The sequence below is a fragment of the Halapricum salinum genome (assembly GCF_004799665.1).
Taxonomy (GTDB): Archaea; Halobacteriota; Halobacteria; order Halobacteriales; family Haloarculaceae; genus Halapricum; species Halapricum salinum.
Map to the genome: position 1 here is coordinate 309,741 of NZ_CP031310.1, position 12,634 is coordinate 322,374.

The following is a 12,634-nucleotide window of genomic DNA, read 5'->3' on the forward strand; positions in this document are numbered from 1 at the left end:
CTTTCGAGGAACCACTACTAAACGCTTTATTCCGACCTCGGTCGAGCGTGCCGGGAATAAAGAGTTTTGCTCGTGGGGTGTTCAACACAGTGCATGACCACGCACGAGTACGACGTCGTCGTCGCCGGGGCCGGGACCGCGGGCTGTTACGCCGCGGCGACGATCGCCAACGAGGGACTGGACGTCGTCATCGTCGAGCGCAAAGACGAGGAGGAAGCCGGACACATCGCCTGCGGCGACGCGCTGAAGGGGGCCAGCGAATTCCCCGAAGCGATCCCCAAATCCCAGATCGAGCCGGCGTTTACGAACACGGATGTCGATCACGGCCGCTTCGAGATCCCCTCCGAAGACGCCGTGCTGGACATCCCCGTCCCGGGTGAACTCGCCGTCATCGACCGCTGGGAGTACGGCCGCCGGATTATCGACGGGGCCGACCGCGCGGGCGCCGACTTTCACTACGACACCGTGATCCAGAACGTCCGCCAGGACGCGTCGGGTCGCGTGACGGGCCTGGACGCCAAGCGCAAGGGCAGCGACGTCACCTACGAAGCCGAGGTCGTGATCGACGGTGCAGGCGCGCTCTCGCTACTCCAAGACAAGGCCGACTTCTCGGCGGCGACCTTCGACACGAACGTCAACTACTCGCAGTTCTGTTCGGCCTACCGGGAGATCGTCCACGTCGACGAACCCGTCGAGTGGGACGACGCGCTGGTGTTCAAGCCGACCGAGCGCTCGGCCGGCTACCTCTGGTACTTCCCGCGGACGCCCACCGAAATCAACGTCGGGCTCGGGTTCCAGATGAACGAGGAACCGATGGAACTGGTCGAAGCGCTCAAACGGGATCTACGCGAGCGACCGGAGTTCGAGAACGCGACCGTCGAGGACAAACTCGGCGCGGCACTGCCGACACGTCGGCCCTACGACTCGGCAGTCGCACCCGGCTACGTCGCGATCGGTGACGCCGCTGGTCACGTCAATCCCACCACTGGGGGCGGAATCGCTGGTGCAGCCTACGCCGGGAAATACGCCGGCGAACAAGCGATCAAAGCCATCGGCGAGGACGACCTCTCCGAGGCGGCGCTGTGGGAGTACAACGAGCGCGTGATGGATCACTTCGGCGCGCGCTACGCCGCACTGGATGTCTACAACATCTTCACGACGGCCTACGACCTCGACGACCTGATGGCGCTGCTGGCGACGCTCCCCGTCGAGAACCTCTCGGAAGCGATCTACTCCGGTTCGACCAATATCGGGCTGTGGCTCAAACTCAAGACGGCGATCAAGAGCTTCGGCCACTGGGGAACGATCCGGGACCTCTACCAGACCAAGCGGTTGGCAGACGACGTTCTCGACCACTACGAGGCCTATCCATCGAGTCCCGGAGCGTTCGACGACTGGCAAACACAGCGCGACACGCTGCTGGATCGCGTCTACGAGGCGACCGGCGCGGAACCGAAGTACTGAGCGGTCTTCGATATTGTTCCGGTCGAAGGTGGTCGTCAACTTTTAAGTAGTTGATACGCAACGTTCTAGACGAGCACGCACCAGGTGGGGCCTCGCGATCGCCGCCGTCGGGCTGTGGGGAGTCCGGCGGCGGACGATCGACGAGCATCCGGGTTCGTGCACAGGGGGAAACCAATGCACACGCTACAAGACGACGACCAGGCAGTCTCACCGGTCATCGGTGTCATCCTGATGGTCGCGATCACAGTATTGCTCGCAGCAACAGCCGCGGTGTTCTTCTTCAATTTGGGAGAAACCCAGGACGAGATGGCTCCGACCGTAGCCTTCGATGTCGACTACGAACCGGGGAGTTCGGACGTCCTGACGATCACGCACAACACCGGAGACGACCTGACCGTCGGCGATCTGACAGTCGTCGTCTCCGGTGCCGATCCGAGTGGCGTCAACGAAAGACACGCCGTCGAGTCGATCTCGGCGTACGACGCAGAAAGCACGCTGAACGCCGGTGATTCGATCACGATCTCCGAAGGGTCGCTGACCGGGAGCGACCTCGACCTCAGTGATGCGACAGTCAAGATTGTCTGGAATGGCCAGGGAACCTCCCAGAGCCGAACGCTCCGGGAGTGGCCGAGCGGCTAACGTTTCCGGGCAGTCACTGTACACCCAGTATCGCTCTCTGGCGGTCGCTATTCGACCGGCGGGAGCCGTAGGATCGCCCGCGAGAGTACGTCGACACCGATCGACAGCGACGGTTCGTCGACGTCGAACGTGGCAGTGTGGTGACCGCCAGGGTGGTCGGTCCCGATTCCGACGTAGGTAGCCAAGCCGCCGCGTTCCTGGACACGCTGCATGAGGAAGGTCGCGTCCTCGCTGCCGCCCAGCGGCGCACGTTCGAGCAGTGACGTTACCGATTCGACATCGTCGGCGGCCTCGGCGACGATATCGACGAGCGCCTCGTCACTCTCGGCGCTCGGGGCCTCCGCATGGGTAGCGATCGAGACCTCGCAGTCGTGCATCGCGGCGGCGTGTTCGAGCACGCGATCAGCCTTCTCGGACATGTACTCCATGAGAGCGTCGGTCTCGCCGCGGACTTCCCCCTCGATGTAGGCGTCTTCGGGGACGATGTTGGTCGCCGACCCGCCACCGACGTCACCGGCGTTGATCCGGGTCGCCCCGTCTTCGTGGCGCGGGATTGCATAGAGGTTCTGGACGGCGGTCGCCATGGCCTGGACGGCGTTGCGGCCGGCCTGCGGGTTCGCGCCGGCGTGGGCCGACTCGCCCCTGAAGTCCGCACGGAAGTGCCGGACGGCCAGGAAGTCACCGATCCCGGCGACCACCTCGCCGGTGGGATGATCGAGTCCGATATGCAGGGCAAAGAGGTAGTCGACGTCGTCGAGGTGACCGCTCTTGGCGATCGCTCTCCCGCCGCCGACGACCTCCTCCGCGGGCTGGAAGACGACTTTGAACGTGCCCCGAAAGTCACTGTTGGCGATCGCTTCGAGGACACCCAGGCCGATCGTCGCGTGGGCGTCGTGGCCGCAGGCGTGCATCGCGGGCGTCTCAGCGCGGAACCCCTCGGCCGCGGGCAAGTGCTCGTCGTCGGTCGACTCCTCGCGAGGGAGGGCGTCGATGTCGACTCTGAGTGCGACGGTCGGTCCTTCGCCCCGTTCGAGGACGGCCATCGCGCCCGTCTGGCCATCCCGAAGTCGGTCGAGCAACGCGAGGTCGACGTCTCGCTGGCGCGCCCGTTCGAGCCACGCCTCCAGGTCGGCGTCGTCGGGCACGGCGGTTCGGCTCTCGGTGACCAGCAGGTCGGGACCGACGACGAGTCGGTCGACCCCGATTCGACGACACTCCTCGACGATGCGCACAGTCGTATAGAACTCCCGCCAGGCAGGTTCAGGGTGGCGGTGGAACTCACGTCGGAGCCCGACGAGTCGGTCGTGGTCGATCGTCTCGGACATGCGTGGACAGAGACGGGGCTGGTGTTTATATGATCCGGCGATCCGGGTTCGAGGGAGGGCGATTGGGAGTCCAATGTCGGTGGCGTTAAACCGCTGAGAAGAGTACGGATCTGTGAAATGGTCCGTGACCCGTTCGCGGACGAGGACGCTCCTGAGTTGCAGGACGTACTCGATGCACTCGACGACCCGGAATGTCGGTCGATCGTCTCGGTGCTGGACGAACCGATGACCGCCAGCGAGATCTCCGAGGCGAGCGACGTTCCGCTGTCGACGACCTACCGAAAGCTCGAACTACTGACCGAGGCGTCCCTGCTCAGCGAGGGCGTCGACATCAGACCTGACGGCCAGCACGCGAGCACCTACGAGATCGACTTCGAGGAGGTCGTCATCGCGGTGACCGACGACCGGGAGTTCGACGTCTCGATCGCTCGCCGTGCCCGGACGGCCGACGAACGCCTGGAGAACCTCTGGTCGGAGGTGCGCAAAGAAACATGAGCCCGCATTTCGACATCGGCCTCCCGAGCGCCGTCGTCGCGTTCAAGACGATGACGCTGTTGCTCGGTGGCCTCATCACGTACTTCTCGTATCGAGCGTACAAGCGAACCGGCTCCCCGGCACTCCGGGCGCTGGCGATCGGCTTCGGCTTCGTGACGATCGGCGCCTTACTGGCGGGCGTGACCGACGTCTTCGTCGATGTCCCCATCAACCTCACCCTGGCGATCGAGAGTGGACTGACCACGCTCGGATTCGCCGTCATCGTCTACTCGCTGTACGCCCAGGAGTGAGACGGTCCCTCGTCTCTCGGCTGGACTACTCGCACATAAACGTGCTCGCGAGTCGGCCGTCGACAACTCACGTCTCCCGGCTGGACTGTTCGCGCATAAAAGCGCTCACGAGCCGGCCGTCGACAACTCACGTCTCCCGGCTGGACTGACTGCGCATCAACGCGCAGTCGTGCCGGCCGTCGACAGGTCAGGTCTCTCGGCTGGACTGTTCGCGCATAAAAGCGCTCACGTGCCGGCCGTCGACAACTCACTCCTCGTCGCCCATCCGTTCGGTCGTCTCGACCAGCGGATGGCGGGCGTAGTCGACGATCGTGATGTCGTCGATCGACTCCAGTTGTTCGTCCTCGGAGGTCTTCGCCATCTCCAGGTCGACCGGCGTGTCGACAGCGATGACGTACGCCTCCATCTCCTCGATTCCGAGCTGGTTCGCGGCGGTCGTCCGGTGGTGGCCGTCGACCAGCAGGAGTTCCCCAGCGTTGTCGACGACGACCAGTGGCTCGGCGAGCCCGCGTTCGAGTTCGTAGCTGCGACCTTCGAGTTCGTCGGCGTACACCCGGGTCTGTGTCGGACGGAGGTCCGCGAGTTCGACCTGCCGGCGCTCCTGGGTCGTCTCGACTCCGTGCACGTCTTCGATAGTCTCCTGGAGCTCCTCGACTTTGTCGGGCGTCGCGCGCTCGATCTGACTGCGGATCACGTCGGTGTTGGAGATGATCCCCACGAGATCACCGTCGCCGTCGACGACGGGCAACCGCTGGATGCCCGATCGGAGGATCACCCGCGCAGCGTCGTCAAGATCCATCTCGGGGTGGGCGACCAGCAGGTCGGCACTCATCACGTCACGAATCGGGGTGTCGTCCTCGGCCAGCAAGAGATCGCTCGCGCTGACGAACCCCTCGACGTGGCCGTCGTCTGTGACGGGGAGGCCGCTGTGGTCGTCGCTGTCGGCGATGCGTGCGGCGACTTCACCCACCGTCGTCGTCGGCGCGACCGTCGAGACCTCCCGAGTCATGTACTCCTCGACTGTCGGCGACCCATCGGAACTGGCCATCATACCGACTGACGGAGCGCCGACTGAAAAACCCACCGTCAGACGCTATCGTCGGTCAGGCTTTCGAGCGACTCGCCTTCTGGCGGGGAGACGACGACGCTCGTGTCGACGTCCTCGCTCTCGACGAGGTACTGCTCGCCCGTGGTCACGCCGAGCGGTCGGTTCCAGCGCGCTTCGAGCACGTCGAGGAACCGATCGGTGACGATACCCTCGGCGACCTCCTCGATCGGTGTCTCCTCGTCTTCCATGACGCCGAGTTCGATCTGTGCACCGGCCATGTCGGCGTGGCCGCCGGCGCTGCCGATCTGGCCGAACGCGTCGCGCAGCGCTTCGCCGAGGTCCAGATCCGCGCCCCTGGTGCGCGCGGAAACGTAGATCGTCCGGTCGTCGAGGCCGTAGACCAACGTCGTCGTCACGCCCTCGATGTTCAACAGGCGATCAGCCGCCTGGGCCAGGGCGTCGCGGTTGCGGAGCTGTCCGACACCGCTCAGTACGGCCGGGCCGTGTCGGGTTCGATTGGTGATCGCCCTGGCCAGCGTCTCCAGGGTCTCCGGCGCAATGGACGGGCTCTCGATCCGCTGGAGTGTTCCCAGATCCGCAGCGTCGAGCAAGGTCGCCGCCGCCTCGAAGTCGGGGGGGCTGACCTCCCGTCGGAACTCGTTGGTGTCGATCCGAATCCCGAACAGCAACGCCGTCGCGACGGTCTCGTCGATCCCGATGGTCGACTGCTGGAGGTACTCGACCAGCAGCGTACTCGTCGCGCCGACGTCGTGACGGAGATCGGCGTAGGTGGCGTCGACCGGCCCCCGTGGTGGGTGGTGGTCGATCACGATGTCGATCGGCGTGTCGTCGGGCAGCTGGTCGTTGACCCCCGGTCGGGAATGGTCGACCAGTGCGAACCCGTCGTACGCCTCGAGCGAGGCGTCGGGGTCGAGTTGTCGGAGATCGATGTCCAGAACGTTGACGAACGCCCGGTTCTCCTGGTGGCTGATCGTCCCGAAGTAACAGGCTTCGGCCGGGCAGCCGACGTGTTCGGCCAGCCGCGTGAGCGCGACTGCGCTGGCGATGGCGTCTGGGTCGGGATTGTCGTGCATGACGACCGCTAACTGCCCGTCGACGGCGTCGAGCGCTCGGCGCAGGTGTCGCATCCGGGCGCTCGCCTCCGTCACGCGCTCGGCAATCGAAGTCCCGAGCGCGGCCGTGGCATCGACGACACGGTCGGCGAGCCGTTCGATCGCGTCTAGCTCGACGCCGTTGGCCTGCGCTGGAACGTATCCCAGCGTGAACGCCTCCGGGAACGTGGCGGCTGCCGTCTCCAGGGCCGAGACTGTCACTGCCGGATCGTCGTCGAGTGCGAGGACGCTTCCGATCTCGGTCTCGATACCCGACAGCGTCGCTGGATCGGACGGCTCACCGTAGACGATCGTCCCCTGGAAGTCGTCGGCCTCCAGGTCGTCGAGAAATCGTCGATCGGTGTTGCAGACGACCAGCGGCTGGTGGTCGTTTCGAAGCCGACCGACGAACGTCCGTGCGAGTGAGCTACTGCCCACCACCAGCCGCGCACACATACTCCGAGAGTGGGACCCACAGCGCAAAAAGACCGTCGCTACTTCAGTCGTTCCTGCAAGAAGGAGGGATGGGCGGCCGTGACTCCCTCGATCGAGAGGATCGACTCCTCGATGATGTCACCGAGCTCTTCGCCATCTCGGCCCCGGACCTCGGCCATCAGCATGTGATCGCCACTGGAGGTATAGAGGGCCTCGATCTCTTCGACCTCGCGAAGCGCCCGCGTCGCCTCGACGTAGCGTTCGCTCTCGACGTCGACCCCGACCATCGCGATGGACTGACTGGCGAGTTTCTTCGGGTCGACATCCGCCGAATACCCGACGATGACGCCCTCGTCTTCGAGTTTATTGATGTACTTCCTGACAGTAGGCTTGGAGACCTCTGCCCGGTCGGCGATCTCTGCGTAGGACGCCTGGGCGTCTTCTTCCAAGACGGCGAGGATACGATCCGCCGTCGACTCCGCGCTCATAGACGTTTCTTTTCGGTCGACGAAAAAATACCTTGCGAACGTGAAAGCACCCTTCGGCGTCGATCGTGACCCCGAAAAAGGCGTCCGAACTGGGACGCTTACTTGTGTTTGTCGATGAGTTCGTAGGATCGCTCCCACTCGGCGTCAGCGTCGAAGTACCGCTCTGCGAGCGGCTCATCGGGCATCTCGCCGATCATCCGTTTCTCCTCGCCGTAGGACGGCCGGTCGTCCTCGACGTAGTACCGGCCGGTCAGCACTTCGCCCTCGTAGAGCTTGTCCTCGGTCTGGTACATCATCTCCGCGGCCTCGCGACGGTCGGTGACGTCGTGTTCGTACTCGTCGGACTGCTGGATGTCTGTGTAGGGAACGTACTGCTTTGCGTCCTTGTTCCAGGTCGGGCACTGCGTCAGGAAGTCGATGTGCGCGAAGCCGTCGTGTTCGATGGCTTCGGCGATGATCTCCTTGGCCTGGTTGGGGTTGACCGCGGCAGTCCGTGCGACGTAGGATGCCCCTGCGGTCAACGCCAGCGAGAGTGGCCGCAGCGGCATCTTCGCGGAGCCGCTGGGCTGGGTCTTGGACTTGTGCCCCTTCGGCGACGTGGGCGAGGTCTGGCCCTTGGTGAGGCCGAAGATCTCGTTGTTGAACACGATGTAGGTCATGTCGTGGTTCTCACGGGCGGTGTGGAGGAAGTGGTTCCCACCGATCCCGTAGCCGTCACCGTCTCCGCCGGCGGCGACGACCTCGACGCCGGGGTTTGCGAGCTTCGCCGCACGAGCGACGGGCAGCGAGCGCCCGTGGATCGTGTGGAAGCCGTAGGATTCGAAGTAGCTGTTGAGCTTGCCCGAACAGCCGATCCCCGTGAAGAGGGCGACCTCGTCGGGGTTGCGCCCGACTTCGGTCATCGCGCCCTTCAGGGCTTTCAGGACACCGAAGTCACCACAGCCAGGACACCACGTCGGCTGGGGCTCGATGCCGGGTGTGAACTCGTTCTGGTCGATCTCGCGTTCCTCTCCGATTGCTGAGAATGCACTCATGGTTAGTCACCTGCCGCGGGTACGTACTTCATTCGGGTGTGTGGCAGTTCCCCGCCGTCGACGCTGGTCTCGAAGCCCTCGACGATTTCTCGGGGTTCGAAGGGGTTGCCGTTGTACTTGAGGAGACTGGACATCTTCTCGCCGTAGCGGCCCAGTTCCTTCTGGATGAGTCCACGGAGCTGACCCGTGGCGTTCATCTCGACGACGACAGCTTCCTCGACCGATTCGAGGAAGTCGACGAGTTCGTTCTCGGCCAGCGGCATCAGGTCGGAGACGCCGATGGCTTTCACGGACTGGCCGTTGTCGTTCATCCGGGTGACGGCCTCGAAGACCGTGTCCTGGTGGCTGCCCCACGCGATGATTCCGTAGTCAGCATCCTCGGGACCGTGGTAGGTCTGGTGGGACGTCTCGGCGTCGTCCAGTTCCGCACGGATGTCGTCGAGCTTGTTGACGCGGCGGTCCATCTGGATGACCCGGTTCTCCGGGTCCTCGCTGATGTGACCGACCTCGTTGTGCTCGTTGCCGGTCGCGAGGAAGCGTCCGTCCTTCTGGCCGGGTACCGAGCGCGGGCTCACGTTCGAGCCGTCCTCGGGGTCGTGCTGGAAGCGCTTGAACTTCCCGGAAGCGTGGTGGGCAGCCTCGGCGATCTCGTCTTCGGTCAGCACCGAGCCGGGGTCGCTGTTGGGTTCCTCGTCGAAGAAGCTCTCGGGGACGTTCCGGAGTTCGCCCTGGAGCTTCTGGTCGTAGGCGACGATCGCCGGAATCTGGTAGTTGTAGGCGATCTCGAAGGCCTTGCGGGTCTGGGTGTAACACTCCTCGACGTTGGCCGGAGCGAAGACGACGCGCGCGGAGTCGCCCTGGCTGGTGTAGAGGATGTGTTCGAGGTCGCCCTGTTCGGGCTTGGTCGGCAGGCCGGTCGAGGGGCCGGCGCGCATCGCTTCGACCAGAACCACGGGAGTCTCGGTCATCTCGGCGAGGCCGAGCGGTTCGGACATCAGCGCGAAGCCACCGCCCGAGGAGCCGGACATGGCTTTGACGCCCATGTGGCTGGCACCGAGCGCCAGCGCCGCCGCGGCGATCTCGTCCTCGACCTGCTCGCTGATTCCGCCGAACTTCGGCAGGTTCTGGCTCATGATCGTGAACACGTCGGTCCACGGGGTCATGGGGTAGCCCGAGATGAACCGACAGCCCTCGTCGAGCGCGCCGTAGGAGATGGCGTCCGAACCCGACAGGAGGACCTGCTCCTCGTCGTGGCCGTCGCCGACCGGAGCCGACCAGTCGTGCGTGTGGTCGATCTCCTCCTGGGCGAGTTCGTAGGCGTCGGAGAGAACGTCGAGGTTGGCCTCCTTCATGTCGGCCTTCATGTTCTCGCTGATCAGCTCCTCGAAGTACGAGACGTCGATGTCCATCAGCGCCGCCGTCACGCCGACACCGGCGGTGTTGCGCATGACGTCCCGACCGTGCTCGCGGGCGATACCGCGAAGGTCGACTGGGTAGACGTGCCAGTCGTTCTCCTCGGCGCGCGCTTCGAGTTCGATCTCCTCGATGTCCTCCTGATCGAGCAGGCCTTCGTCGTAGACGAGGACGCCGCCCTCGTTCAGCTCGTCGAGGTTCTCTGTCAGTGGTTTCGTCTCCTCGTTGCCGTAGAAGGCGTCCTCGCCCGGGTTCCGGGCGAACGAATCGCCGAGTGTGAGGAGGAAGTTGTACCCGTCTCCGCGGGAGTTTGTGGGTCCGTTGCCGGCACGTACTTCCACGTACGTGTGGCCACCGCGGATCCGCGACGGGTAGTGGCGATGCGTGAAAACGTTAAGTCCCGATCGCATCAGGGCCTTCGCGAAGTTCTGGCTCGTCGAGTCGATTCCGTCTCCGGAACCGCCTGCGATTCGCCAGATCAGGTCTTTCTCTGGCATGGGTAAATCATCGGCCCCCTGCGGGTGCCGTAGTCTGAACCACGACTGGACCAGACAAAAGCGTTTTCACTGGCTGAGTCTCCAATAATGATTATAATTCCTTTGAAGGTCGAAGTCGAAATCAGCCCCGATCAGTCACCGGAATAAACAATTCTTGTTTGACATGAGAGTATATGACCCTGAGGCTCATAGATTCTGCTAGGGGATAACACACATGGTCGAGACGATCCTGTTAGCGACGGACGGAAGCGAACACGCCAAGCGAGCGACGGGGCACGCGATCGCGCTAGCGAAGCGTGAGGACGCGACGTTGCAGGCGGTATTTGTCGTCGACACGCGTGAGATGGGCGAGCCGGCGTTGAGCAGCGTCGAGATACTCATCAGCGAGTACGAAGACCGGGGGCGAGACGTACTGGCAGAGACCGAGGCGGTCGCGGCCGAACACGGCGTCGAGGTCGAGACGCGGTGCTGTCACGGGACCCCAGTCGAGGAGATCCAGGCGATGGCCGACGCAGTAGGTGCCGACATCATCGTCGTCGGCGAGCGCGGTGATATCCACGAGATCAGAGACGGCGAGGTCACCAGAGCGTTGCGTGAGCGCGACCACCGCGTCGTCGTCGCCGACGGCGGGGAGCAGCCCGAATTCGAGTGAGAACACCGACCAGACGTCGCTACCGCGGCTGCTGGCGGTAGATAAGGTTGCGCTGGATGTCGTTGGCACCCTCGTAGATGACGGGGATCCGGACGTCCCGATAGACCCGCGCGATTCGACGATCCGTGAGCACCGAGCGCCCACCGTGGAGTTTCATGCCCTGTTCGGCACACGACGTCGCTACCTCGGTCGACTTGGTTTTGGCCATCGCCGCCCAGAAGCCGGCGTCGTCCTGATTCTGGACTTTCTCGGCTGCCCGCCAGTTCAGTGCGCGAGCCGACTCGAACTCCAGACGCATGTCCGCGAGCGTGTGCTGGACGGCCTGGAAGTCGTTGACGGTCTTGCCGAAGGCCTCGCGGTCGTGGACGAAGTCGTTCGCTTCCTCGATTGCAGCGGCGGCCAGCCCCAGGCCGTGCCCGCCGACGATGATCCGGCCGTGGTTGAAGAACTCCGCGAGCATGAAGAAGCCAGCGCCTTCTGCGCCGACGAGATTCTCCTCGGGGATTCGACAGTCGTCCAGTTCGATGTGGGCCTGCTTGCTCGCACGGAAACCCATCTTCTCGGGGATGTGCTCGGCGTCGTAGCCCTCGGTATCGGTCGGGACGATAAAGAGTGAGTAGTTGCCGTACCGGTTGTTCGGGTCGTCGCCGGTTTTGGCGTAGAGTGTCACCCAGTCGGCCTCGACGCCGTTGCCGATCCAGTACTTCTCGCCGTTGATGACGTACTCGTCACCGTCTTTCTCGGCCGTCGTGGACATCCCCGCCAGGTCGCTTCCAGTTTCGGGTTCCGAAACCGCGAGACCGGTGATCTGCTCGTTGTTCGCGACGGGGCGGATGTACTCGTCGATCTGCTCGTCGCTGCCGTGATGGTAGACGATCTCCGCACCGAAACTCGCCAGCTGGAGCGTGAGGGCGATCCCGGCGTCCGCGCGGTAGAACTCCTCGGCGATCGCGAGGACCTGCTGGAGGTCCAGTCCACGGCCGCCGTACTCCTCGGGGATGTCCTGGGCGACCAGTCCGGCGTCCATCCCGGCCTCGAGGATCTCCCAGGGATACTCGCCGCGACGGTAGTACTCCTCGGCGTTCGGTTCGATGTGCTCTGCGGCGAATTCGCGAGCTTCTCGCTTGATCTCGCGTGCGTGTTCCGGGACGATAGTGTCCTCGAGTAAGTCCATGATAGTCCCTGTTAGAACGGGGGCGGGAAATACGCAGTGGAACCAGGTACAACAGACAATTAGTTTTTTATTTAATCCTTCCGACCGGATGAACTCGGTAAACGGGATGATCGCTCCTCAGTATATACTCGGCCACTGCTTACCGTGACAGTCGCTTCCTGGGTGAAATGATCGTCATCGAGGTCTGCGAGGCGGTCGCGAACTGCCGACTCGAACGCCCCCTTGTCGTCGCCAAACCGCTCGATCGACCCGAACGACAGCGAGAACACGTACCCGACGATGCGTTCAGCATCCCACTCACGGTGGTGTTCGAACTCCGCCACCTCGACGTCTGAGAAGCCACACGCTCCGATCAATTCGTTCCAGGGGGTTTCGTATTCGATCGTCGCAGGATCGGTGCGGTCGGGGAGGTCGTCGAGGAACTCCTCGGCAACGTCGTACACCGTTTTTGCCACGGCTGTTGCCCCTGGGTGAGCCACTCTGGATCGTCGATGATCGCCACGCCGCCGTTGTCCTCGGTCAGCCCGTGGAGACGTTCGAGCGTTTCTTTCTGATCCATCCAGTGAAA

Annotated in this window: 14 protein-coding genes; 6 read left to right on the plus strand and 8 right to left on the minus strand. The window is 63.8% G+C overall.

Annotated features, from left to right (window positions below):
- Positions 1-93: 93 nt before the first annotated feature.
- Together DV733_RS01485 and DV733_RS01490 are read left to right on the plus strand one after the other, a co-directional pair.
- Positions 94-1,464 carry a geranylgeranyl reductase family protein gene (locus DV733_RS01485; RefSeq protein WP_049993417.1) on the plus strand — a complete coding sequence of 457 codons (1,371 nt, stop codon included), beginning with the start codon at positions 94-96 and terminating at the stop codon, positions 1,462-1,464.
- A gap of 174 nt (positions 1,465-1,638) precedes the next feature.
- The gene (locus DV733_RS01490) at positions 1,639-2,103 is read left to right on the plus strand and encodes a type IV pilin (protein WP_049993418.1); all 465 of its coding nucleotides are present in this window, start codon (positions 1,639-1,641) and stop codon (positions 2,101-2,103) included.
- 47 nt (positions 2,104-2,150) lie between these two features.
- On the opposite strand, the gene DV733_RS01495 is transcribed toward DV733_RS01490, so the two are convergent.
- Complete coding sequence (locus DV733_RS01495) at positions 2,151-3,428, minus strand: amidohydrolase (protein ID WP_049993419.1); 1,278 nt, start codon at positions 3,426-3,428, stop codon at positions 2,151-2,153.
- Positions 3,429-3,545: 117 nt separating this feature from the next.
- Between DV733_RS01495 and DV733_RS01500 the strand changes: the two genes are divergently transcribed.
- The gene (locus DV733_RS01500) at positions 3,546-3,923 is read left to right on the plus strand and encodes a transcriptional regulator (RefSeq protein ID WP_049993420.1); all 378 of its coding nucleotides are present in this window, start codon (positions 3,546-3,548) and stop codon (positions 3,921-3,923) included.
- A complete protein-coding gene (locus DV733_RS01505; RefSeq protein WP_049993421.1) occupies positions 3,920-4,213 on the plus strand; it encodes a DUF7521 family protein in 294 nt (97 codons plus the stop codon). Before DV733_RS01500 ends, DV733_RS01505 begins: the two co-directional genes overlap by 4 nt.
- Before the next feature lie 247 nt (positions 4,214-4,460).
- Here DV733_RS01505 and DV733_RS01510 read toward each other — a convergent pair whose 3' ends face one another.
- The 5 genes from DV733_RS01510 to DV733_RS01530 form a co-directional block, all read right to left on the minus strand.
- Complete coding sequence (locus DV733_RS01510) at positions 4,461-5,264, minus strand: CBS domain-containing ParB/RepB/Spo0J family partition protein (RefSeq protein ID WP_049993422.1); 804 nt, start codon at positions 5,262-5,264, stop codon at positions 4,461-4,463.
- Positions 5,265-5,299: 35 nt separating this feature from the next.
- Positions 5,300-6,829 carry a DHH family phosphoesterase gene (locus DV733_RS01515; RefSeq protein ID WP_079979399.1) on the minus strand — a complete coding sequence of 510 codons (1,530 nt, stop codon included), beginning with the start codon at positions 6,827-6,829 and terminating at the stop codon, positions 5,300-5,302.
- A 38-nt stretch (positions 6,830-6,867) separates the two neighbouring features.
- Complete coding sequence (lrpA1, locus tag DV733_RS01520; RefSeq protein WP_049993423.1) at positions 6,868-7,296, minus strand: HTH-type transcriptional regulator LrpA1; 429 nt, start codon at positions 7,294-7,296, stop codon at positions 6,868-6,870.
- A gap of 98 nt (positions 7,297-7,394) precedes the next feature.
- Complete coding sequence (locus DV733_RS01525; protein ID WP_049993424.1) at positions 7,395-8,330, minus strand: thiamine pyrophosphate-dependent enzyme; 936 nt, start codon at positions 8,328-8,330, stop codon at positions 7,395-7,397.
- Between the two features lie 2 nt (positions 8,331-8,332).
- Complete coding sequence (locus DV733_RS01530; RefSeq protein WP_049993425.1) at positions 8,333-10,240, minus strand: 2-oxoacid:acceptor oxidoreductase subunit alpha; 1,908 nt, start codon at positions 10,238-10,240, stop codon at positions 8,333-8,335.
- Positions 10,241-10,454: 214 nt separating this feature from the next.
- On the opposite strand from DV733_RS01530, the gene DV733_RS01535 reads away from it, so the two are divergent.
- Positions 10,455-10,892, plus strand: coding sequence for a universal stress protein (locus DV733_RS01535; protein WP_049993426.1), 438 nt, complete (start codon positions 10,455-10,457; stop codon positions 10,890-10,892).
- A 19-nt stretch (positions 10,893-10,911) separates the two neighbouring features.
- On the opposite strand, the gene DV733_RS01540 is transcribed toward DV733_RS01535, so the two are convergent.
- Positions 10,912-12,066: an acyl-CoA dehydrogenase family protein gene (locus DV733_RS01540; protein WP_049993427.1), complete on the minus strand. Its 1,155-nt coding sequence runs from the start codon at positions 12,064-12,066 to the stop codon at positions 10,912-10,914.
- Positions 12,067-12,233: 167 nt separating this feature from the next.
- On the opposite strand from DV733_RS01540, the gene DV733_RS17475 reads away from it, so the two are divergent.
- The gene (locus tag DV733_RS17475; RefSeq protein ID WP_202594272.1) at positions 12,234-12,401 is read left to right on the plus strand and encodes a hypothetical protein; all 168 of its coding nucleotides are present in this window, start codon (positions 12,234-12,236) and stop codon (positions 12,399-12,401) included.
- Positions 12,402-12,418: 17 nt separating this feature from the next.
- Here DV733_RS17475 and DV733_RS17480 read toward each other — a convergent pair whose 3' ends face one another.
- On the minus strand, positions 12,419-12,625 hold the full coding sequence (locus tag DV733_RS17480) for a hypothetical protein (RefSeq protein ID WP_049993428.1): 207 nt from the start codon (positions 12,623-12,625) through the stop codon (positions 12,419-12,421).
- Positions 12,626-12,634 lie beyond the last annotated feature (9 nt).

Excerpts from the sequence above, each read along its gene's own strand:
- DV733_RS01485 (WP_049993417.1), top strand. The coding sequence starts at position 94 with ATGACCACGCACGAGTACGACGTCGTCGTCGCCGGGGCCGGGACCGCG.
- DV733_RS01490 (WP_049993418.1), top strand. The coding sequence starts at position 1,639 with ATGCACACGCTACAAGACGACGACCAGGCAGTCTCACCGGTCATCGGT.
- DV733_RS01495 (WP_049993419.1), bottom strand. The coding sequence starts at position 3,428 with ATGTCCGAGACGATCGACCACGACCGACTCGTCGGGCTCCGACGTGAG.
- DV733_RS01500 (WP_049993420.1), top strand. The coding sequence starts at position 3,546 with ATGGTCCGTGACCCGTTCGCGGACGAGGACGCTCCTGAGTTGCAGGAC.
- DV733_RS01505 (WP_049993421.1), top strand. The coding sequence starts at position 3,920 with ATGAGCCCGCATTTCGACATCGGCCTCCCGAGCGCCGTCGTCGCGTTC.
- DV733_RS01510 (WP_049993422.1), bottom strand. The coding sequence starts at position 5,264 with ATGATGGCCAGTTCCGATGGGTCGCCGACAGTCGAGGAGTACATGACT.
- DV733_RS01515 (WP_079979399.1), bottom strand. The coding sequence starts at position 6,829 with ATGTGTGCGCGGCTGGTGGTGGGCAGTAGCTCACTCGCACGGACGTTC.
- lrpA1 (WP_049993423.1), bottom strand. The coding sequence starts at position 7,296 with ATGAGCGCGGAGTCGACGGCGGATCGTATCCTCGCCGTCTTGGAAGAA.
- DV733_RS01525 (WP_049993424.1), bottom strand. The coding sequence starts at position 8,330 with ATGAGTGCATTCTCAGCAATCGGAGAGGAACGCGAGATCGACCAGAAC.
- DV733_RS01530 (WP_049993425.1), bottom strand. The coding sequence starts at position 10,240 with ATGCCAGAGAAAGACCTGATCTGGCGAATCGCAGGCGGTTCCGGAGAC.
- DV733_RS01535 (WP_049993426.1), top strand. The coding sequence starts at position 10,455 with ATGGTCGAGACGATCCTGTTAGCGACGGACGGAAGCGAACACGCCAAG.
- DV733_RS01540 (WP_049993427.1), bottom strand. The coding sequence starts at position 12,066 with ATGGACTTACTCGAGGACACTATCGTCCCGGAACACGCACGCGAGATC.
- DV733_RS17475 (WP_202594272.1), top strand. The coding sequence starts at position 12,234 with ATGATCGTCATCGAGGTCTGCGAGGCGGTCGCGAACTGCCGACTCGAA.
- DV733_RS17480 (WP_049993428.1), bottom strand. The coding sequence starts at position 12,625 with ATGGATCAGAAAGAAACGCTCGAACGTCTCCACGGGCTGACCGAGGAC.